The organism is Aeromonas sp. 95A, from assembly GCF_051919235.1.
GTDB classification, from domain to species: domain Bacteria; phylum Pseudomonadota; class Gammaproteobacteria; order Enterobacterales; family Aeromonadaceae; genus Aeromonas; species Aeromonas veronii.
This window is the reverse complement of record NZ_JBQBFC010000001.1, coordinates 4594191-4616392: the sequence shown is the minus strand read 5'-3', so window position 1 is coordinate 4616392 and position 22202 is coordinate 4594191. Positions and strand designations below refer to the sequence as shown.

At 57.5% G+C, this 22202-nt stretch carries 17 protein-coding genes; 9 read left to right on the top strand and 8 right to left on the bottom strand.

Features of this window, described 5'->3' with window-relative positions:
- Positions 1-232: 232 nt before the first annotated feature.
- The 5 genes from eco to glpT form a co-directional block, all read right to left on the bottom strand.
- On the bottom strand, positions 233-715 hold the full coding sequence (gene eco / locus ACTG2U_RS21095; RefSeq protein ID WP_005337529.1) for a serine protease inhibitor ecotin: 483 nt from the start codon (positions 713-715) through the stop codon (positions 233-235).
- 218 nt (positions 716-933) lie between these two features.
- Positions 934-2022, bottom strand: a complete 1089-nt coding sequence (gene glpQ, locus ACTG2U_RS21090) for a glycerophosphodiester phosphodiesterase (RefSeq protein WP_005350877.1) — start codon at positions 2020-2022, stop codon at positions 934-936.
- A 106-nt stretch (positions 2023-2128) separates the two neighbouring features.
- Positions 2129-3616 carry a glycerol-3-phosphate dehydrogenase gene (gene glpD / locus ACTG2U_RS21085; RefSeq protein ID WP_439975090.1) on the bottom strand — a complete coding sequence of 496 codons (1488 nt, stop codon included), beginning with the start codon at positions 3614-3616 and terminating at the stop codon, positions 2129-2131.
- 317 nt (positions 3617-3933) lie between these two features.
- Positions 3934-4692 carry a DeoR/GlpR family transcriptional regulator gene (locus ACTG2U_RS21080; RefSeq protein ID WP_005347045.1) on the bottom strand — a complete coding sequence of 253 codons (759 nt, stop codon included), beginning with the start codon at positions 4690-4692 and terminating at the stop codon, positions 3934-3936.
- 102 nt (positions 4693-4794) lie between these two features.
- Positions 4795-6153, bottom strand: a complete 1359-nt coding sequence (glpT, locus tag ACTG2U_RS21075; protein ID WP_005337540.1) for a glycerol-3-phosphate transporter — start codon at positions 6151-6153, stop codon at positions 4795-4797.
- 489 nt (positions 6154-6642) lie between these two features.
- On the opposite strand from glpT, the gene ACTG2U_RS21070 reads away from it, so the two are divergent.
- From ACTG2U_RS21070 to ACTG2U_RS21055, 4 genes are all read left to right on the top strand, one after another.
- The gene (locus ACTG2U_RS21070) at positions 6643-7491 is read left to right on the top strand and encodes an MIP/aquaporin family protein (protein ID WP_005350866.1); all 849 of its coding nucleotides are present in this window, start codon (positions 6643-6645) and stop codon (positions 7489-7491) included.
- 54 nt (positions 7492-7545) lie between these two features.
- A complete protein-coding gene (gene glpK / locus ACTG2U_RS21065) occupies positions 7546-9048 on the top strand; it encodes a glycerol kinase GlpK (RefSeq protein WP_227094823.1) in 1503 nt (500 codons plus the stop codon).
- Between the two features lie 226 nt (positions 9049-9274).
- Positions 9275-11251 (top strand): methyl-accepting chemotaxis protein, encoded by a 1977-nt coding sequence (locus ACTG2U_RS21060; RefSeq protein ID WP_227094824.1) that lies wholly within the window; start codon positions 9275-9277, stop codon positions 11249-11251.
- 193 nt (positions 11252-11444) lie between these two features.
- Positions 11445-11678 carry a hypothetical protein gene (locus ACTG2U_RS21055; protein WP_227094825.1) on the top strand — a complete coding sequence of 78 codons (234 nt, stop codon included), beginning with the start codon at positions 11445-11447 and terminating at the stop codon, positions 11676-11678.
- 171 nt (positions 11679-11849) lie between these two features.
- Here ACTG2U_RS21055 and ACTG2U_RS21050 read toward each other — a convergent pair whose 3' ends face one another.
- The gene (locus tag ACTG2U_RS21050; RefSeq protein WP_439975089.1) at positions 11850-12752 is read right to left on the bottom strand and encodes a LysR substrate-binding domain-containing protein; all 903 of its coding nucleotides are present in this window, start codon (positions 12750-12752) and stop codon (positions 11850-11852) included.
- 195 nt (positions 12753-12947) lie between these two features.
- Between ACTG2U_RS21050 and ACTG2U_RS21045 the strand changes: the two genes are divergently transcribed.
- Complete coding sequence (locus ACTG2U_RS21045) at positions 12948-13337, top strand: DUF6404 family protein (protein WP_439975088.1); 390 nt, start codon at positions 12948-12950, stop codon at positions 13335-13337.
- Between the two features lie 455 nt (positions 13338-13792).
- Here the strand turns inward: ACTG2U_RS21045 and ACTG2U_RS21040 are convergent, their stop codons facing one another.
- Both ACTG2U_RS21040 and ACTG2U_RS21035 read right to left on the bottom strand, forming a co-directional pair.
- A complete protein-coding gene (locus tag ACTG2U_RS21040; protein ID WP_005347086.1) occupies positions 13793-14161 on the bottom strand; it encodes a VOC family protein in 369 nt (122 codons plus the stop codon).
- A gap of 163 nt (positions 14162-14324) precedes the next feature.
- Positions 14325-14792: a hypothetical protein gene (locus ACTG2U_RS21035; RefSeq protein WP_439975087.1), complete on the bottom strand. Its 468-nt coding sequence runs from the start codon at positions 14790-14792 to the stop codon at positions 14325-14327.
- Positions 14793-14946: 154 nt separating this feature from the next.
- Between ACTG2U_RS21035 and ACTG2U_RS21030 the strand changes: the two genes are divergently transcribed.
- From ACTG2U_RS21030 to rsxC, 4 genes are all read left to right on the top strand, one after another.
- Entirely contained in the window at positions 14947-18090 is a 3144-nt protein-coding gene (locus tag ACTG2U_RS21030; protein ID WP_439975086.1) for a DUF3427 domain-containing protein, read from the top strand.
- A gap of 181 nt (positions 18091-18271) precedes the next feature.
- Positions 18272-18853 carry an electron transport complex subunit RsxA gene (gene rsxA / locus ACTG2U_RS21025; RefSeq protein WP_005337600.1) on the top strand — a complete coding sequence of 194 codons (582 nt, stop codon included), beginning with the start codon at positions 18272-18274 and terminating at the stop codon, positions 18851-18853.
- A gap of 2 nt (positions 18854-18855) precedes the next feature.
- Positions 18856-19434 (top strand): electron transport complex subunit RsxB, encoded by a 579-nt coding sequence (gene rsxB / locus ACTG2U_RS21020; protein ID WP_005350799.1) that lies wholly within the window; start codon positions 18856-18858, stop codon positions 19432-19434.
- 14 nt (positions 19435-19448) lie between these two features.
- Positions 19449-22202, top strand: a complete 2754-nt coding sequence (rsxC, locus tag ACTG2U_RS21015) for an electron transport complex subunit RsxC (RefSeq protein WP_439975085.1) — start codon at positions 19449-19451, stop codon at positions 22200-22202.

Genomic DNA, 22202 nt, shown 5'->3' with positions numbered 1-22202 from the left:
AATCAATTTTCTCACTATGTTAATAAATATCTTTTATCGAAGTCACTTTGCCCCATAGCTGACGCCGATTTTGTGGCATAACACACAAAAAACGTTGACAAATAATAAACTTATGTAAACGTGCAGCCAATTTGCACGTCACTTTTTGGACTGTGCAGGCAAAAATAAAGCGCCATACGGCGCTTTATTTATCACATCAGGTGAACCAGCTGAACCTTTGGTTCAAACATGCTTACTCAATCATGGCCGGTTGGGCCAGGTTGTCGGCACGCCACAGACGGTAGCGCACTTCATACTCCTGCGGCACGTAAATCACGAACGGCAGTTTTGAGTTGTAGTTCACGAAGAAGCCCTGACCGTAGATCTGGACGAAGGTTTCTTTCTGCTGGTTATCCGGGCACATCATCAGGGTGCTGATGGGGTCGGAGACTTTGCCCAGTTTCAGGTAGTTGTAGCCCCAGCCTTTGACGCTGTGCTGTTCCAGGTTGCCTGCAAAACGCGGTACGTTGCAATCAACCATCATCTTTTTGCCGACCTGCAGCTCGACCATCATGTCGGCTTCTTTCTCGACTTCAGGCAGGCGGATCACCACACGTTCCTGATTCACGTCAGCGGCTGGGAACATGCTGATATCAAATTTTTTCGGCTCGGCGGCGAAGGCATGGCCACCCAGCAACAAGGCGCCCAGCAGGCTAAAACGCAATACGGTTTTCATCTGTACCTCATGGGGTTGGTTCAACGCCGCTAGACTAACCGCTCTGCCGATTTCATGCCAGCGATCTGCTACGTAAAAACTGCGTAAAATGATGCAGATCCGGCACACCATGACGTGAACTGGCTATTTTCTGACAGGGCGCACACTCCCATTACGGGAACCTGAAACAAAAAGCGAGGCCAATTGGCCTCGCTTTGCATTCAAATGGCGCCAGAGTGCTATTTAGCCGCCTCTTGATGGGCCTTGATGACGGCAACCGCCTTGTCGGGGAAGTCGCTGAACACCCCGTCCACATCGGCCTGATAGAGGAAGATGTTAAGGAGGTCGGTGAAGTCCTTGGCATAGGCCGGGATCTGCCCCTCATCCTGACGGAAGGTATAGGGGTGAACTTTCAGGCCCGCCGCATGGGCTTCTTTTACCATGCCGGTGAAGACCGGCTTGCCCAAAGTGCCAGGCTCGGTGACGATCATCGGCTTCCACGGGCCAATCCCTTCGGCATAGCTGGCGATGGTTTTCATCGCCCCCGGCTTGAACATCCAGTCATAGTTGTAGGGGGTCGCCTTGCCCTTGGCGTCGTAGACCATGGTCTCGTTCCAGTCGGTCTCGGCCATCAGCTGCACCAGTTTCAGATCCATACCCATGGCGGGCATCAGTTCGTTGTTGATGCGCTTGAGTTCATCGGCATCGAAGCACTGCAGATAGACCTTGTCATCCTTCCCGGTGTAGCCGTACTCCTTGAGCACCTTCAGCACCGCCTTGGAGATATCCTTGCCTTCGTGACGGAACAACCAGGGCGCCTTGATCTCCGGGTAGATGCCGATGTTCTTGCCGGTGCTCTTGTTGAGCCCCTGGATCATCTCGATCTCCTCCTGGAAGGTATGGATCTTGAAGTCTGACTTCCAGAGCGGGAAACGGGCCGGATAGACCGGCACCTGCTTGCCATCCACCAGCTGGAACGGCTCGGTCATACGCAGGGAGCGCACCTCGTCCAGGGTGAAATCCACCACATAATAACGGCCGTCCGGACGGGCACGGCCGGGGAAGCGCGCCGCCACATCGGTGATACCGTCGAGGAAGTGATCGTGCATCACCACCAGCTGGTCATCCTTGGTCATCACCAGATCCTGCTCCAGATAGTCAGCCCCCATGCCATAGGCCAGCGCCTTGGACTCCAGAGTATGCTCGGCCAGGTAGCCGGAAGCGCCACGGTGGGCGATAACCACCTTGCCTTCATCGGCAGCCAACACGGGTAATGAGAGGGATGCCCCAAGGCTCAAGGCGATGAGGGAAACGGCGAGTTTTTTCATATGTGATGCTCTTTATTATTGTGTGTAGGTAATTGTTCTATCAGAGGTTTGTTGCATATTTACGGTGGAAAGCGGTGGGCAGCAACGCACTGCCCACCGTCACTCATCAGCTCGCCTTGCGCAGAGCCAGATGGTATTGGTCGAGCCAGACCTGCAGCATCTGCTGCTCTGAGTCGTTCAGGCGCAGCCCCAGCTTGCTGCGGCGCCAGAGGATATCGTCCAGTGAACAGGCCCACTCCCGCTCGATGAGATAGCGCACTTCCGACTCGTAGAGACCGCCACCGAAGTGAATGCCGCGATCCTCTTTCAGCCAAAGACGGGCATGGGCGCCATAAGCTTCGGCAATGCGCAGGGCGCTGCGATCATCGAGCCAGTCAAACTCCAGCGCAAAGGCGCGGGCCAGCTCGCGTACCGAGCAGTCAAACTCGCCACCTGGCAGCCGGCTGGTCGCCGTCCAGTCATCCCCCATCTGGCTGAACCAAGGCTTGAGCTTGTTGCAGGCGGCCTGCGCCAGCTTGCGATAGGTGGTGAGCTTGCCGCCAAACACCGACAAGAGCGGCGCACCGTCAGACTCGCCAGAAAGTTCGAGGGTGTAGTCGCGGGTCACCGCCTGCGGCGAGTCTGACTCGTCATCACAGAGCGGACGCACCCCGGCATAGGTCCAGATCACATCTTGCGGCGCAATTTGGCGAATGAAGTGGGCGTTGACCACCTTGCACAGGTAGGTAATTTCGGCCTCGCTGATCTTCGCTTCCCGCGGGCTGCCGTGGTGCTCCACATCGGTGGTGCCGATAAGGGAGTAGTCCTGCTGATAAGGGATGACGAAGACGATACGGTTATCTTCGTTTTGCAGGATATAGGCCTCTTCGCGCTCATGGATGCGCGGCACTATCATGTGGCTGCCTTTAATAAGGCGAATACCACGGGGTGATTTCTCGTGCAGGCTCTCGTCGTAGAAGGTCTTGACCCAGGGGCCCGCCGCATTGACCAGACCACGGCAGGTGATGGTGAACTGCTCGCCCCCTTCACGCTCCAAAGTGAGCGTCCAGTGTTTGGAACCGCGCACCGCCTTGATGCAGCGGGTGCGGGTCTGCACATCGGCCCCCTTGTCACGAGCCATCATGGCATTGAGCACCACCAGCCGGGCGTCGTCGACCCAGGCGTCCGAGTATTCAAACCCCTTATTGATCCCCGAGCTCAACCCATCTTGCGGCAGGAAGCGCACGCCACAGCTCCCCTTGAGCTTGTCGCGCTTGGCCAGATTGTCATAGAGGAACAGACCGGCACGGATCATCCAGGCCGGACGCAGGTGCGGGCGGTGCGGCAGGCGAAAACGCATGGGACGGGCGATGTGGGGCGCCATACCGAGCAGCACCTCACGCTCCGCCAACGCCTCTTTCACCAGCCGGAATTCGTAATGCTCGAGATAGCGCAAACCGCCGTGGATCAGCTTGCTGGAGTTGGACGAGGTGGCAGAGGCGAGATCTTGCGCCTCAAACAGGGCAACCTTCAGACCCCGTCCTGCCGCATCGGCTGCGATGCCGACCCCGTTGATGCCGCCACCGACGACGACCAGATCATAATGTTCGCTCATGTTCACCTACTTTCATTTTTATGATTGCTATAACAGCAATGTTTGATTTCGCTCATTTTAGAACATGAAAATACAACAAACGAACATTTTATGATGAAAGTGTGATCGCCACAGCCCGCCAGAGGTGGCAAAGGGGACAGGTCAGCGGAGCAAATGGCGTCGGGCCAACATCGGCGAGTTAATAGCCAAAAAAGCCAGATTGAATAGTGGTTTTGGCAATACCTATAAAGGGGTGAGATGGTTGCAGGGATGGGGGAGAGAAAGAGAAAGGAGGCCGCCCTGACGGGCGACCGGCACAGCCTTGGCGTGTTTCGCCGTCAGCAGATGTGGCAGGCTATCTGGTGTTGCGCCATCAATCGCGTCAGCTTTTCCGGTGGCTCCTGATCGGTAAAGAGGGCGTGGATCTGGCTGAGATTGCCCAGATTGACCATGGCATTGCGACCGAACTTAGTGTGGTCGGCGGCCAGGAACACCTGACGGGAGTGAGCGATGATGGCCTGGGCAATCTTCACCTCGTGATAGTCGAAATCGAGCAGGGAGCCGTCGTTGTCGATCCCCGAAATCCCGATGACACCATAGTCCATGCGAAACTGACCAATAAAGTCGCGGGTCGCCTCCCCCACGATGCCGCCATCGCGGTTGCGGATCTCGCCGCCGGCAATGATGACGGTGAAGTCATCCTTGGCCGTCAAAATGCTGGCTACGTTGAGGTTGTTGGTGACGATGCGCAGCTCGCGGTGATCGAGCAGGGCACGGGCAATGGCTTCGGTGGTGGTACCTATGTCGATAAAGAGCGATGAGCCGTCGGGAATATTGGCCGCTACCTCGCGGGCGATGCGCTCTTTCTCCTTGAGTTGCATCACTTTACGGGCGCTGTAGGCGGTATTGACGGTACTCGAATGCAGGGAGGCACCGCCATGATGGCGCCGGATCTTGTTCTGTTCGGCGAGATCGTTCAGATCCCGGCGAATGGTCTGGGGGCTGACGTCAAAGTGGGTCACCAGATCGTCGGTCGAGACAAATCCCTGCCGCGTCAGGACGTCCAGGATCTCCAGATGTCGTTGGGTTTGCTTCACGCTTGCACTCCGATGATGAGACAAAAAAAGGCCCCGGCAGATGCGGGGCCTTTTGGCAGTTTACCTGATCCCCTTTGGGATCAATAAGCTGAGGATCACGTTTTATGCCTTATGGGCAGCCGCTTTCTTGGCCGCAACGGCAATGTTCTCATGCTTGAGGGTCATCGCCAGCAGGATGATGGAGAGCACACAGGAGACGGTCAGCACCATGAAGCCGCCATCCCAACCGAAGTGGTCAACGGTATAACCCAGCATGGCGTTGGCTGCCACGGCGCCGCCCAGATAACCGAACAGACCGGTGAAACCTGCCGCAGTACCGGCTGCTTTCTTCGGTGCCAGCTCAAGAGCATAGAGGCCGATCAGCATGACAGGGCCGTAGATCAGGAAGCCGATCGCCACCAGCGCCATCATGTCGATGGTCGGGTTGCCGGCCGGGTTGAACCAGTAAACCAGTACAGCCAGGGTCACCAGCACCATGAACAGGATACCGGCCGGTGCACGGCGGCCCTGGAACATCTTGTCAGAGATCCAGCCACACAGCAGGGTGCCCGGAATACCGGCCCACTCGTAGAGGAAGTAAGCCCAGGAGGAGTTGTCGACGGTGAAGTGCTTGGCCTCTTTCAGGTAGGTTGGCGCCCAGTCCAGCACACCGTAACGAATGAGGTAAACGAAAGCGTTGGCGATCGCGATGTACCACAGCAGTTTGTTGTGCAACACGTACTTGACGAAGATCTCCTTGGCGGAGAACTCCTGCTCGTGGCTCTCGTTGTAATCCTTCGGATAGTCGTTCTTGTACTCCTCGATGGGAGGCAGACCGACCGATTGCGGGGTATCACGCATCACGAAGAAGGCGATCACCGCGATGGCGGCCGCCGCTGCCGCAGGCACATAGAAGGCGCTGCGCCAGTCGTTGAACCAGCCCATCCCGAGGATAAACAGCGGGCCAATCATGCCGCCACCCACGTTGTGTGCCACGTTCCAGACCGCAACCACTTCGCCGCGCTCTTTCTGTGACCACCAGTGCACCATGGTGCGACCGCAGGGCGGCCAGCCCATGCCCTGTGCCCAACCGTTCAGGAACAACAGCACAAACATGATGGCAATGCTGGAGGTGGCCCAGTGCATGGTACCCATCATGAACATGATGGCAGCCGAGAGCAGCAGACCGGCGGAGAGGAAGTAACGGGCGTTGGAACGGTCAGAGACGTTCCCCATCAGGAACTTGGACAAACCGTAAGCGATGGAGACCCCGGAGAGCGCGAAACCGAGATCACCACGGGAGAAGCCCTGCTCGATCAGATAGGGCATCGCCAGACTGAAGTTTTTCCGTACCAGATAGTAGCCGGCGTAACCGAAGAAGATCCCGAAAAACACCTGCCAACGCATGCGTTTGTAGAAGGGGTCGACCTTGTCAGCCGGGAGCCTGTCGATGTGTGCCGCAGGCCTGAAGAGACTAAGCATGTTCTGCTTCCTTATTGTTGTTATGGGCGGTTGAGGATGCCCTGACCATTCCGACGAATCATGTGAGTCCGCTGATTCGCAAGCGAGCCTATTGTGCTCATATGCGCTCATTTAATCTGTGATGCATGCTCAAATATTGCAGTTTTATTACAAATAAAAGCTCCAAATGAGAAATCACTCAGCAAGCGCCAGCCCTTGTGTGGCAAGGGTTGCAAGCTACCCCCTAAGTGGTAACTGGCGGTTATCAAGATGCTTTACGTCACATTTTCTTAGCAATGAGTGGGATCTTGTCCACATTTCCTATGGAGGGGGGATGGTGAAATTATTGGGAAGGGTTATTTTCTGTCACGACCGATAACGAGCGCAAACGAGCGTAACGTTTGCGCAAGACGCAAAAACAACAAGGAAACGTTTTCGGCGGCAACGGATAGACACAAAAAGATAAAACGGAACATCAAACCTCTACGGGTGGATATAAGGAACAAAAGTATGAGCATACAAAGACCCAATACCCTGCTTGGCGAGTGCATCGCCGAGTTTATCGGAACCGGCCTGCTGATATTTTTCGGCGTCGGATGTGTGGCGGCACTGGTGCTGGCAGGCGCCAACTTCGGGCAGTGGGAAATCTCCATTACTTGGGGTCTGGGTGTGGCCATCGCCATCTATGTGACCGGCGGCATTTCAGGTGCCCACCTGAACCCGGCTGTAACCTTGGCGCTGATGACCTTCTGCGGGTTCGACAAGCGCAAGGTGGTGCCCTACATCATCGCCCAGATGGCCGGAGCCTTCTGCTTCGCGGCCCTTGTCTACTTCCTTTATGGTAACCTTTTCACCCAGTGGGAAGTGACCCATAACGTGGTGCGCGGCAGCGTCGAGAGCCTCGGCACCGCCGGGATCTTCTCCACCTACCCCAATGCCCTGCTGACCAATATGCAAGCTTTTGCCGTCGAGCTGGTGATCACCGCCGTCCTGATGCTGGGCATCATGGCGCTGGGTGACAACAACAACGGCGCCCCCAAAGGTTTCGCTGCCGCTCTGCTGATCGGTATCCTGATCGCGGTGATCGGCGCCTCCCTTGGCCCGTTAACCGGTTTTGCCATGAACCCGGCCCGTGACTTTGGTCCGAAACTGTTCGCGTTCTTTGCTGGCTGGGGTGATGTTGCCCTGACCGGTGGTCGTGACAACCCCTACTTCTGGGTTCCGATCCTTGGCCCCATCGTTGGCGCCCAGATTGGTACCGCTCTGTATGTCAAAGTGCTGGCTCCCTGCGTCCCGGGCAACCGTGTCGTCACCACTGAGCAAGCGACCCAAACCGCCAAAGAAGAGGCTGCCGCATAAGAGCGGCCCCCTCCAACGTATAAAAACGTGGAAAATAGAAACGTGGAGAACATCATGTCTGCTGAAAAGAAATATGTCGTCGCTCTGGACCAGGGAACCACCTCTTCCCGCGCTATCGTGTTTGATCAGGATGCCAACATTGTCGGTACCTCCCAGCGCGAATTCACCCAGCACTACCCGAAAGCGGGCTGGGTAGAGCACGATCCGATGGAGATCTGGGCAACCCAATCCTCCGTCTTTACCGAAGTGCTGGCCAAGACCGGCCTGCGCAGCGAAGAGATCGCCGCCATCGGTATCACCAACCAGCGTGAAACCACCGTTGTCTGGGAAAAGGCCACCGGCAAGCCCATCTACAACGCCATCGTCTGGCAGTGCCGCCGCACCGCCGCCATCTGTGAAGAGCTGAAAGCGCGCGGTCTGGAAGAGTACGTTCGTGAGAACACCGGCCTGGTGCTGGATGCTTACTTCTCCGGTACCAAGGTGAAGTGGATCCTCGACAATGTGGAAGGTGCCCGTGAGAAAGCGATGAATGGCGAACTGCTGTTCGGCACCATCGATACCTGGCTGGTCTGGAAGATGACCAATGGCGAAGTGCACGTCACCGACCCGACCAACGCCTCCCGCACCATGCTCTACAACATCCGCGAGCTGAAGTGGGACGAGAAGATGCTGGACGAGCTGGGCATCCCCATGTCCATGCTGCCGGAAGTGAAACCCTCTTCCGAAGTGTACGGCTACACCACCCGTGGTGGCGGCTCCCGCATCCCCATCGCCGGTATTGCCGGTGACCAGCAGTCTGCCCTGTTCGGCCAGCTCTGCTTTGAAAAAGGGATGGCCAAGAACACCTACGGTACCGGCTGCTTCATGCTGATGAACACCGGCACCGAGCCGGTTCGCTCCAGCAACGGCCTGCTGACTACCGTTGCCATCGGCCCGAAAGGGGAAGTGAACTACGCGCTGGAAGGTGCAGTGTTCATGGGCGGCGCCACCATCCAGTGGTTGCGTGACGAGCTGAAGATCATTCACGATGCCCGCGACACCGACTACTTCGCCTCCAAAGTGGGCGATACCAACGGCGTCTATCTGGTACCGGCCTTCGTCGGTCTGGGCGCTCCCTACTGGGATCCGTATGCACGCGGCACCATGGTCGGCCTGACCCGCGGCGCCAACCGCAACCACATCATCCGTGCCGCGCTGGAATCCATCGCCTATCAGAGCCGCGATGTGCTGGATGCGATGCAGCAGGACTCCGGCATCAAGCTGGCAGCCCTCAAGGTAGACGGTGGCGCGGTAGCCAACGACTTCCTGATGCAGTTCCAGTCCGACATGATGCACACCCCGGTGGTGCGCCCGACCCGTATCGAGACCACCGCTATGGGTGCCGCCTTCCTGGCAGGCCTGGCCGTCGGCTTCTGGAAAAGCTCGGACGAGCTGGAAGACAAGTTCAGCGTGGACCGTGAGTTCATCCCGCAGATGGACCGCGACGACCGTGCCAAACGCTACAGCGGTTGGAAGAAAGCGGTCGAGCGTTCACGCCGTTGGGCTGAAGAGGATTGATCGGGCACCCGACATTCCGTTGAGATAAACACCAGAGAGGCCGACCGCAATGTCGGCCTCTCTTTTTATGCTTTCCCTTGCCGCTTTCTGCCCCCTTCCCCGCTCATTGCTCCCTCCTGTTTTTCTGCCGCCCTCTGTTATCACCATCCGCCACAACGCAATTGAGTTCTCTATCTATAATCATCATCTGGGTCGCATATGCGACCTTATTTATGAGGAGAGCGATATGGAGAGGGCGATACACCGTTTTACACTGCACTCACTCTGGTCAGGGCTCGGGATCCGCACCCGGATCCTCGCTGGCGTGGCGATACTGATGGCCATCGCCATCAGCTGCATCACCTTGATCCTCGAGCAGATATCCCACAGTCAGGCCCAGCAGCGGGTCGAACGCTACGAGCTGCCAAGCAGCGTGGATCGCATTGCCAACCAGCTGACAGCCCAGCTTATCCAGCACCTGACCGAAGCGCAGGCGCTGGCCAGCAACCGTTTTGTCATCGACTGGCTGACCGCTGGCATGCCAGAGCAAGAGTGGCCCGCCATGGAGCGCTACTTTCAGGATCTGCAACGGCGGATCGGCGGCAACGTCTTTATCGCCCCCCGCCAGAGCAACACCCTGATCAACTTCAGCGGCGGCCCAACAGCCCAAAAATCACTGAGCGAATCAGACCCGAAAGATGGGTGGTTTTTCGGCTTTCTCAAACGCAGCAAACCCTATGAGCTGAACCTCGACATCTCGGATTTTGACAAGCGCGCCTCCCTCTATATCAACACCGCCGTCACCCACGAGGGCAAGACCCTGGCGGTGGCTGGCACCTCCATCGATATGAGCGCCCTGAGCAAACTCATCAGCGGCTACCGGATCGGCAAGAGCGGTCAGGTCTATCTGGCGGATATGGAGGGCAATATCGAGATCCACCCAGAGCAGGAGGTGGAAGGCGCCGCCCACCACCAGCAATCTTTCCTCGATACCGTCAAACGGCTTATTCCCAATGCCCGGGAACAGGTGGCCGTAGAGGCGTTAACACTGGAGGGGCAAACCTACCTCATCGCGGTGCGTTACATCCCCACCCTCAACCGGCTGCTGATTGGAGAGATCAACAGCGCCGAGCTGGAAGAGGGACTGCAGGAATCCCGCCAGCTCATCATCATGGTCTCGCTCGCCATCGGCGGGATCGCCATGCTGGCCTCCGCCTGGCTGGCTCACTCCATCAGTCGCCCGATTCGTCAGGCAGCCGATGGCATGCACCACATCACCGCCGATCGGGATCTTGCGACCCGCCTCGACTTCTCTGACGAGTCGGAGCTGGGCATGATGGCCCAGAGTTTCAATCGGCTGATCCAGAGCCTGAACCAGAGCTTCTCCCGCTTCCAGCAGTCGGGCAGCGCCCTCTCCGCTCAGTCGTCCCAATCCATGCAGCAGGCCCAGGCACTGGCAGGAGAAGCGTGCCAGCAGGCCCAGAGCATTCAGGAACTGACCACTGTAGTCACCACCATCGGCGACAACGCCGAGCAGATCGCCAGCCGCTCTGAAAGGGTCAACGACGTAACCCAACGCATCGCCAACCATATGCTCAGCATCGAGCAGGATGTGACCCAGAGCGCCGCGCAACTCGACACCTTGCGCAGCAGCATCGGCAGCTCCTCGGCCCTGCTCGATGAAGTGGTGAAAGACAGCAACAACATCACCCAGATCATGAACCTCATCCGCGATGTCTCGAACCAGACCAACCTGCTGGCCCTCAATGCGGCCATCGAAGCGGCCCGTGCTGGGGATATGGGACGGGGCTTTGCGGTGGTGGCCGACGAGGTACGCCAACTGGCGGTGCGTACCCAGACCGCCACCAAGGATGTACAGGATCTTATCTTGCGCCTGCAGGAGGGAACCCGGCAGGCCAGCAGCTCGATGGCAGACTCCCGCAACCTGAGCGAAGAGGGATACAACCGGATGAATCAGGCCAGAGAGGTGCTGGTGGATGCCACCAGCCAAATCAACCAGACCGCCCTCGAGATCAACGAGATCAGCTCACTGGCGCAGGCACAGAATCAACAGATGGGGCAAGCCAGAACGGCGCTTGACGAGCTGGCCATGGTGGCCGAACACCAGCGGGAACACGCGCAGGAGAGCAATGCCGCCAGCCGCGAACTGTTCGAACTGGCCAAAGCCATCGACGAGCAGATCCGCCAATACAGGATTGGCTAGACCCGGCGCTTCCACCTCTCCCTCTCAATAACCAAGACGCCACCACCGGGTGGCGTTTTCATTTTGCAAATCATTTTGCCTGCGCTATCGAAACGGGAATGACGAAAAAACTCGCAAGATATTGATAATTAACATGAAAAAATGTGGAACGGCCATTGCTTAGTGATATCAGACTCAACAGAGGGATATCGCCATGAAACCGACCACCACTCAAGCGCCCCTAGCCCACGTCGCCACTCAAAAAGAGACACTGACCCCCCGCGAAGGCACCTTCCTGATGATGGTGGCGCAGCTGGTGGTGCTCACCTGCATCGTACTGGCCGCCACCGTCGGCGGCCTCTCCTGGCAGTGGACCCTGCTGCTGGCCATTCCGCCGGTGATCGGCGGCGCCCTGCTCAGCCGGGTATGGGGCAAAGTGCCCCGCTAACTGCGCTTCACCTCACACACCTTCCCGAACCGGCGGCCGACCCTCAAGTCGGCCGTCTGTTTATCTGCCACCAGGCTAATGCTGATTGGCCGCAACGAAGGCGCGGCTTGTTCTTCGCCAAGCAAACCGCAGCGACGAACCGTTCAAACAAACCGTACAAACCAACCTGCACTACAGGGTATGGCTGCCAAGCTGCTCTTTAAGAAAGTCGAGCCAGACCCGCAGTCGGATATCCCGCTGGGCATCGGAGTAGAAGACTGCATTGATGGGGCGCGAGGCGCCGCTGTTACTGCGGGCCAGCACCTCCACCAGCGCGCCGCTCTCCCGATCCGGCCCGGTCATGAAATCCGACAGACAGACGATCCCCTGCCCCGCCAGCGCCAGCTGACGCAAGGTTTCACCGCTGCTGGCACGCAGGCTGGGGGTGATGGCAAAGCGATCCCCCTGCTCGGCACTGAGCAGCGGCCAGTGGTTGAGGTGATCGGGATGCAAAAAGCCGAGCAACTCGTGACCGCTCAGCAGATCCACCGGTTGGCGCGGGGTGCCGCGCTCGCTCAAATAAGTGGGGGAGGCCAGCAGCCGAAGCCGCGAACGGCCAAGGGGCAGCGCGCGCAGAGAGGAGTCGGTCAGCTCGCCGATGCGGATGGCCATGTCCACCCGCCGCTCCATCAGATTGATAAAGCCCTCCGAGCTGTGCAGTTGCAGCTCGATGGCAGGATAGCGACGTCGAAACTCGCCGATAATTGGCACCAGCCGGTGCAGAATAAAGGGGGTAGCGGCATCTACCCGCAAGATCCCCTCTGGTTGCTCCCGGCGCATCAACAGATGCCCCTCCGCCTCGCTCATCTCGGTCAGGATCTTCACCGCCCGCTGATAGAACCAGCTCCCCTCCTCGGTCAGGCTGACCCGGCGGGTGGTGCGATTGAACAGCACGGTGGAGAGCTTCTCCTCCAGCCGCTTGATACCGCGACTCACCACCGAGTTATCCATGCCGAGGTTCTCCGCCGCTTGGCGAAAACTGCCCGCCTCCACCACCGCCACAAACAGGGTCAGTTCATCAGAATGGGTCTTCATTGCTGTTATCCGGACAAGAGTTATGGGCCTTTATAGGCGTAGCTGCTGTGGATTGGCAAGCGTGCGGTGAGGCCAGTTCTTTTTTTCTACAGAGAAAGAACGTGACCGCGAGCCCACATCATACCCGCGATTTGTCAGTACAATGCAGCCAGAAAAGCACCGTATGGCACCACTTATTTCACAAGGATCAATACCATGACATTTGAAGAACGGCTGGCCGCCGCCCATCAGGAGCTGGCTAACAAAGGGGTATGGCATGCCAACTACAATCCACCGCTGTGCAGACTGCTGCGCAGGTTCGGTTATCCCGTCAAACCGCCTCACTATGAGGGTTGGCTAACCAACGTTCTGGTATTCGGGGTAGGCATTGGTCTGGTATGGGGCATGGCGATGTGGTTTTTCAGTTGGCACCCCAAGGGGATAGATCCGCTATTTGCCCTGCGCCAAACAGCCCTGTTTGCGGGATTCTTCGGCCTGACCATGGCATCTTGGCTCTGGCTACGGCGCAAGCAGCTTAAACTGACCCCGTGGGAGCAACTTGCTGAACCCACCGATGCTGATGATGAGGGAGAAAAACGGCATTAACATCCATGAAAAACTGAACTATGTGGAGTTTTCTGCGCGGGATCTTGCGGCGACTAGGCTGTGCCCCTAGTGTAATTAAAATATCAACTTAAAAACTTAAATTTTTCAAAGGTTTAACGCCAGCACAGTGTCCGGATTTAGTTGGCAACGACAAATTGACCAATACACCATGAGGACTCATCGTCCCCCCCTTATTTCTACCTCACCGCATAAGCGATGAGGTATGAAAAGCTGGCGGGAAGTGTTGCTGCATTTATCCAGCTGACTTTCTGCATTCATTACCTATAGAAACTATTGGTAGACAGAAAACCAGCATTTTGCGAACGCAGCCTAGGGGTCTCTATCGCATCAACCAAGCGACGCTGGCGCTGGGTCGATGGCGATACAAGAAAGGGGCCGTCAATTGACGGCCCCTTTCTGTTGCTGATGGCGATGAGAGTGATGGCCTGGTGGGCTCAGGGATAGATGCTCACTTCTATCAGGTTCTGGTCTGGATCGAGAAAATAGACAGATTCTATCGGCCCGCAGGCGCCGCTTTTGGTCACCGGCCCCTCGACAATCTCCACCCCGTGGCAGGCAAGCTGGGCCATCACCTGCTCCAGCGGCCAGCGGGTGATAAGGCAGACATCCCCCGACCCCACCTGCGCCCGATTGCGCGGCTCCTGCCCAAGCAGTTGCAGATTGATCTTCTGGTTGCCAAACCCTACCGCCCGGCGCCCCGCACCGAAGGTGATGGCCTCCATATTGAGCACCGAACTGTAAAACGCCACGGCCCGTTCGATATCACTGACCGTCAATACCAGATGGTCGATATGGCTGATCATGGTTACCTCCTGGTGGTGATCTGGCTGATGTGACCGACATATGCCCGCAAACATCCGACTGTTGCCGCTACAGCGGGCTACCCCATCATACCCGGCAAGGGGAAGCCCATGTGTGCCGTGGCGCGCAAAGCGAGCGCAAATGTTCTGGTCAGATAAATTCGCGTTACTGCACCGCTGCGCACGCTTTGTCACGCTGGGCCAGCAGGGCTTCATCGTCACTGTCCATTGCCGCCAGAATCGCCTGATTGCAGGCACGCTCCACCAGCTTGGCAGGACTCTGCTTGGCATCCCCAATCTCTGCAATCATCGGCCGATAACTGATGGCAGCCGAGCAGTACATGGTGCGAAATTTGGGCAGTTGCCAACTGCTGTCATCCTGCTGGGTCAAGTCATCACACAGCTTGTGAAAAAGGGCGGACGCCTTGACCGTGCACTGGCTAAAACGCCGAACATCCTGCTGGTAGGGACGACAAACGCTCGGCTGCTGGATCTGCCACAGCTGAAAAGAGAACGGGACCGACTCCCCCTCATACTGCACCACCAGCGTCTTGGCCTCGGTGCCATAGATATCCGCAACCTGCTGCTGTACCAGATTGAGGTAAGCCGAAAAAAGATAGGAAACCGGATCCATCACCACCTCCCTGTGGTTGTTACTGCCGCGCTCTCTTACCGAAAACCAGGGCGATCTTCAAACGAGTAACAGGCGACAACAGCTTACTGATTTGGTTGGAAAAAATGATACTCTTCTCGCCACCCTCATGTACAACGTTCAAGGCTAAAGTGCGATGCAACAATGCGGTATTTATGAACAGCTCATTACTCAACTGCTGACATCTCGACTCGACCGCGCGCGCTTTTACGTAGGGGAACGCCAACTTGAACCTGCCGAAGCGGCAGTTTGGTTATCCAGATTTCTGAGCCGGGTTTTGGAATATGCGGTGGGTTCGGTCACTGGAGAGGATCAGCTGCAACGGCAGATCGAGCTGGCTAACCAGTTATTGCTTTGGCTAAAGGATCGCACCCAAGACCCAGACTTTATTGGCGAGAACCTCATCGATAGTCAGGGGAAAATTCTGACCGCGCTCTACCAGTTGGATAACCCCATCTCCGCCAATTTAAAGCAATATGCCGAGGATATTTTCCCTCTGACAGGTCTCACTCAGAGCGAACTGTTTTGTGGCAGCAATGCGGGTTTGTCGATGGAGTCGGAGATTAAACGGGAGATATTATCTGCAGATAACATCTGCTGGCTGGTCTCATTTATCAAATGGGCAGGTATCCGGATTTTCCGTCATGAGCTGGAAGAGTTCACTCGCAGCGGCCGCCAATTAAAAGTAATTACTACCTCTTATATGGGAGCGACCGATGCCAAGGCAGTTGAATTTTTAGCCAGCCTCCCAAATACCGAAGTCAAACTCAGCTATAACACCCAGCGCGAGCGGTTGCATGCCAAGAGCTATCTCTTTTGCCGAAATACCGGCTTTCATACCGGCTATATAGGTTCCTCCAATCTCTCTCACTCTGCCCTCACCAGCGGCTTGGAGTGGAACCTAAAAATCACCTCGCAAGAGATCCCTCATATTATCGAGAAATCCCTGAGTACCTTTGAAACCTATTGGGAATCCGATGATTTTGAGCTGTTTGATGGCAAGCTCGAAAGCCGTACAAAATTGCAGCATGCACTGCAAGAGGCGCGTGGGGATGGGGACAAAAATAGCCCTGCCTATTTCTTTGATATCACGCCGTTTCCCCATCAACTGGAGATCCTTGAACAATTGGCGATGGAGCGCGCTTTACACCAGCGCTTCCGTAACTTGGTGGTTGCGGCCACCGGTACAGGGAAAACCCTGATCTCCGCTTTTGATTTTGCGCGTTTTCTGAAAACCAAACCCGACGCCAAGTTCCTGTTTGTCGCCCACAAAGAGGAGATCTTGCGCCAAGCATTGGCCTCATACCGCGGAGTGCTTAAACAATCCAATTTTGGCGAACTCTTGGTCGGCGGCGCCGTGCCGACCCACTACCGTCAGCTATTTGCCTCGGTGCAATCCTTAAATAACCAGCTGGCTACGTTGCGCCTTAGCCCAGACTATTTCGATTACATCGTCATTGATGAGGTTCACCATATTGCGGCGGCCAGTTATCGCGGTCTGCTCGCCGCCTTTGAACCTCACATTCTGTTGGGATTAACCGCAACGCCAGAGCGCCATGATGGCGGTGATATTCTTGCCGACTTTTGTGGTGTCATCGCAGCAGAGATCCGCTTGCCCGAGGCCATCAATCGTCGCCATCTCTGTCCGTTCCAATATTTTGGTATCGATGATGATACTGACTTGCGCCAAGTGGCTTGGAAAAATGGCCGTTATGACATCACTGAACTCACCAATATCTATACCCACAATCAGCAGCGAGTACAGAAGATAGTCCAGAGCCTCAATGAGATCGTCACCGATATTACCAAGATCAAAGCGCTGGCATTTTGTGTGAGCCGTGAACATGCCGACTTTATGTGCAAGGCATTTTTATTGAAGGGCATCAAGGCTGACATCCTCACCAGCGATAATCGAGACGAGCGGCATAGTAAACAACAAGATTTGCGCACTGGGGTTATCAATATTCTCTGCGTGGTGGACATCTTCAACGAAGGGGTTGATATCCCGGAAGTCGATACCTTGCTGTTTTTACGACCAACGGAAAGTCTCACCATCTTCTTACAGCAATTAGGGCGCGGCCTGCGGCTGGCGAGCGATAAAGAGTGCTGCACCGTGTTGGACTTTGTTGGCAATGCCCGCGCGGAGTATGACTTTGCCCAGAAATTCCGGGCTCTGGTGGGCAAAACCAACAAGGCGATCAGCCACGAAATCAAACAGGGCTTCCCTCACGCCCCCTTGGGCTGCCGCATCGAACTCTCAAAACAAACCCAAGAGTTAATTCTGAGCAATATCAAAAAGGCGACCCTCAATACCTCACGCCTCATGGGCCTGATCCGCCGTTTCTCACAGGACTGTGATTTACCACTGACGCTGGCGAACTTTTTGAAGTTCTACCCTCACATCAGCCTTGAGGAGATCTACAAGCGCGGCAATTGGAGCACCTTGGTCAAACAGGCCCGCAACCATACCATTTCTGAAATGAGCGATGAGAAGTTGTCGACTCTCTACACCCGGGCCATCAAAACCCGGCTATTGGGCTGCGATGCGCTCCATTACTTGAACTTCTTACAAACCTTGGTGGCAGACGCATTTACCTTAACGGCCAAGCACGATGCACGCATGGCCTTGATGTGCTATTACGACTTCTGGCAACAAAGCGGCCCTACTGCTGGCTTTAGCTCCTTGGCGCACAGCCTGAAACAACTCAATCAACCTGAATTAAGGGCCGAGCTGGCAGATCTGTTGCCCATGCTGATCAACCGGGTGCAACACGAACAAAGCGCCATGCCAAACCTTCCCGGTAATCCGCTGCAACTGCATGCTCGCTATGCCAGAGAGCAGGTGCTGGTTGGCTTTGGCGCGACCACCTTCGCGCAGCAACCCACGGCTCGTGAAGGGGTCTATCTCATCGCAGAGCAAAATATCGAGTTGCTGTTCGTGACCTTGAACAAAACGGAACAGCACTTCTCCCCCACTACCCGTTATCACGACTACGCCATCAACGAGTCGCTGTTTCATTGGCAGAGCCAAAACAGCGCTCGCCCAGAACGGGGTAAGGGGCTGAGTTACATAAACCACAGAGCAGAAGGTAAGCGCTTGTTTCTGTTCGTCCGCGAGCAGAGCAAAGATGAATTTGGCCGCACCCTTGGCTTTGTGAACTTTGGTGAGGTGGAGTACGTATCCCACACAGGCAGCCAACCGATGAACATAAAATGGCGTCTCACTACTCCGATGCCGCCATTTATGTGGAAAGAGGCCGCCAAACTAGCTGTTGGTTAGTAAGGCTTCTCACCCGGTGAGGATATGACACAAAACCCACCGGAATATTGCCCAAAACCCCGGCTAAATTATCCAGTTGCATAATAACCATGCGGCCTTGCGGTTGTTTAACTGGCCCTAACGTCAGATAATACCGCCCGCCTTCAAACCCCGATAACCCGACTTTCAGTGACGGTAATTGATGACTGAGTACCTGCTTTTATTGATCGGCACCGTGCTGGTTAACAACTTCGTGCTGGTGAAATTCCTCGGCCTCTGCCCCTTTATGGGGGTCTCCGGCAAGCTGGAAACCGCCATCGGCATGGGGCTGGCGACCACCTTCGTGATGACCCTTGCCAGTGCCAGCTCCTATCTGGTGGAGCACTATATCCTGCTGCCGCTGGATATCGCCTATCTGCGCACCCTCGCCTTTATTCTGGTGATCGCCGTGGTGGTGCAGTTTACCGAGATGGTGGTGCGCAAGAGCAGCCCGACCCTCTATCGCCTGCTGGGGATCTTCCTGCCGCTCATCACCACCAACTGTGCGGTGCTCGGGGTGGCGCTGCTCAGCATCAATGAGCGACACGACTTTATCCAGAGCGTGATCTACGGCTTTGGCGCCGCCACCGGCTTCTCGCTGGTGTTGATCCTGTTTGCCGCCATGCGCGAGCGTCTGGTCGCCGCCGATGTGCCCGCTCCGTTTCGCGGGGTGTCGATTGCCATGATCACCGCCGGTCTGATGTCGCTGGCCTTTATGGGCTTTACCGGCCTTATCAAGATATAACCATGATCCATATTCTCTTTGCCATTCTGGTGCTCACCCTGCTGGCGCTGGCGTTCGGGATTATCCTGGGCTTTGCCGCCGTGAAGTTTCATGTGGAAGCAGACCCCATCGTCGATCAGCTCGATGCCCTGCTGCCGCAAACCCAGTGTGGCCAGTGCGGTTATCCCGGCTGCAAACCCTACGCAGAGGCGCTCGCCAACGGCGATCAGATCAACAAGTGCGTACCCGGTGGCGAGGCCACCATGCGCAAGATTGCCGATCTGATGGGGGTCGAGCCCCAGCCGCTGGGGGGCAGTGACGAAGCCGCAGTGCCGGTCAAGAAGGTCGCCTTTATCCACGAAGATCAGTGCATCGGCTGCACCAAGTGCATTCAGGCCTGCCCGGTGGATGCCATCGTCGGCGCTACCAAGGCGATGCATACCGTGATTGCCAACGAGTGCACCGGTTGCGATCTCTGTGTCGATCCCTGCCCGACCGACTGCATCGAGATGATCCCGGTGCCCACCACGGTCGATAACTGGAAGTGGGATCTCAATAACGTGCATGTTCCGGGCAAGATTCCGGTCAAGATAGTGGAATAAACAGCGGAGCAACCATGCATTCCTTACTCGAACGTATCAAAGCCGGCACGCTCTGGGACTTTCACGGCGGCATTCACCCCGCCGACAACAAGCTGCAATCAAGCCAGAGCCCGGTGGTAGACGCCGGTCTGCCGCCGCGCCTCATAATTCCGCTGCGCCAGCACGCAGGCCCCGCCGGCGATCTGCTGGTGCAGGTGGGCGACAAGGTCAAGAAGGGTCAGCCGCTGACCCGTTATGCCAAGGGGCGGGTCGTCCCTGTCCATGCCTCCACCTCGGGCACCATCACCGAGATTGGCAACCACACGGTTGCCCACCCCTCCGGACTCGGCGATCTCTGCGTCATCCTCACCCCGGATGGGGAGGATGAGTGGGGCGAGCGCAATGGCAAAGCCGATTACTGGAATCTGGAGCGGGGCGAGCTGCTCGAGCGCATTCAGCAGGCGGGGGTAGCGGGCCTTGGCGGCGCCGTGTTCCCGACCCACAGCAAGCTCGATGGCCGCGGCCAGCTCACCGAGATCCTGATCGTCAACGGGCTGGAGTGCGAACCCTATATCACCACCGACGATCGGTTGATGCAGCAGTACTCGGGCGAGATCATGGATGGCATCCGGGTGCTCAAGCACCTGCTCAAACCGAAACTCACCCTGATCGGAGTGGAAGACAACAAGCCAGAGGCAATCGAGCAGCTGACCCGCCACGCCACCGACGAAGATGTGCTGGTCAAGACGGTGCCGACCAAGTACCCCTCGGGCGGTGCCAAGCAGACCATCGAACTGCTGACCGGCCGTCAGGTACCCAAGGGGGGCCGCGCGGTCGATATCGGCATCATGGTGCTCAACGTCGCCACCGTGTTTGCCATCAAGCGCGCCATCATCGACGGCGAGCCCCTGATCGAACGGATCGTCACCCTCACCGGCGACAGCTTCAAAAAACCCGGCAACGCCTGGGTGCGCCTGGGTACGCCGGTACGCTGGCTGTTGCAGCGTTTCGAACTGCAACCGGAAGCAGAGCAGCGGGTGATCATGGGTGGCCCCATGATGGGCTTTACCCTGCCCCACGCCATGGTGCCTGTGGTCAAGGCCACCAACTGCCTGCTGGCGCCGACGCAGGCCGAACTGCCCGCCCCCGGCCCGGAGCAACCCTGCATCCGTTGCAGCGCCTGTGCCGACGCCTGCCCGGCCACTCTGCTGCCGCAAGAGCTCTACTGGTACAGCCGGGCCAAGGAGTATGACAAGGCCGAGAAGCTCAACCTGATGGACTGCATCGAGTGCGGCGCCTGCGCCTGGGTCTGCCCAAGCGAGATCCCGCTGGTGCAGTACTACAAGATCGCCAAAGACGACATTCGCGAAGCCCGTGCCGAGGCCGAAAAAGCCGAGCGCGCCAAGCAGCGTTTCGAGGCCAAGCAGGCCCGTTTCGAGCGGGAGAAAGCGGCCCGCGAAGCGCGCCACGCCGAGGCCGCCGCCCAGCGCCGTCAGACCATGACGGCCGCAGGCGGCGAAGATCCGGTGGCAGCCGCCTTGGCCCGTATCAAGGCCAAGCAGGATGCCCCCATCACTGCCATTACCGCCACCGCCGAGGGCTTGCCTGACAACAGCGCCGTGATTGCCGCCCGCGAAGCCCGTAAACGGGAAGCGGAAGCGCGCCGCGCCGCCAAGCTGGCGGAGAGCGCAAACAGCGACACTGCCGCCGCAGCGCCGCGATCCGCCGAGGCGGTTGACCCCGCCAGCGATCCCAAAAAAGCAGCCATCGCCGCCGCACTGGCGCGCGCCAAGACCAAGAAAGCCGCTCAGGCTGGCGATAGCGCCGAGCCTGTGGCTGCCGAAACCGCTGCTGCCCCTGCGGTAGATGCTGATCAGCAAAAGGCAGAGGTTGATCCGAAAAAAGCAGCGATTGCCGCCGCCATTGCCCGTGCCAAAGCCAAAAAGGCCGAAGCCAGTGGTGAGCCGGTAAGCGCAGCCAACAGCGCGGTAGCAGACGCAGACTCGCAAGGCGATGCGCCATCTGCTGCCAGCGAAGCAGTTGATCCCAAGAAAGCGGCTATCGCTGCCGCCATCGCCCGGGCCAAAGCCAAAAAGGCCGCCCAGCAGGGTGACAGCGCTGAGGGCGATCTGACTGCAAATGCTGGCGCCAGCGAATCCGCTGCAACCCAAAGTGATGCGCCATCTGCGGCCAGCGAAGCGGTTGATCCCAAGAAAGCCGCTATCGCCGCTGCCATCGCCCGCGCCAAGGCCAAAAAGCTGGCCCAGCAGGGCGAAAGTGCCGGTGCTGAGGATGCGCAGAGTGAGCCAGCTGCCAGCGCACAGACCCGCGACATGACGGTAGCCAAGAGCGAAGTAACCACCAGCCAAAGCGATACAGCTGCAAGTGAAGCGATCGATCCCAAGAAAGCCGCTATCGCCGCTGCCATCGCCCGTGCCAAGGCCAAAAAGCTGGCCCAGCAGAGCGCAAGTACCAGTGCTGAGGTAGAAAATGCCGGTGCTGGGGTAGAAAGTGCCGGTACTCAATTAGAGAGTGCCGGAACTGAGGGTGAGCGCGCGCCGGCTGAGCCGATGCAACACGATGCAGCCAGCAGTGAGCAACCACTTGCCGTCACTGCCACGCCTGAAGCGAGCGCCCCTGCGGCTGATGCCCCGGTTGATCCGAAAAAAGCGGCCATTGCGGCTGCCGTGGCCCGCGCCAAGGCGAAGAAGCTGGCGGCCGAGGCAGCCAGAGCAGCAGAGACCGCCGCTGAAGATGCCCCGTCAGCCGACCGAACAACCACAAGGTAA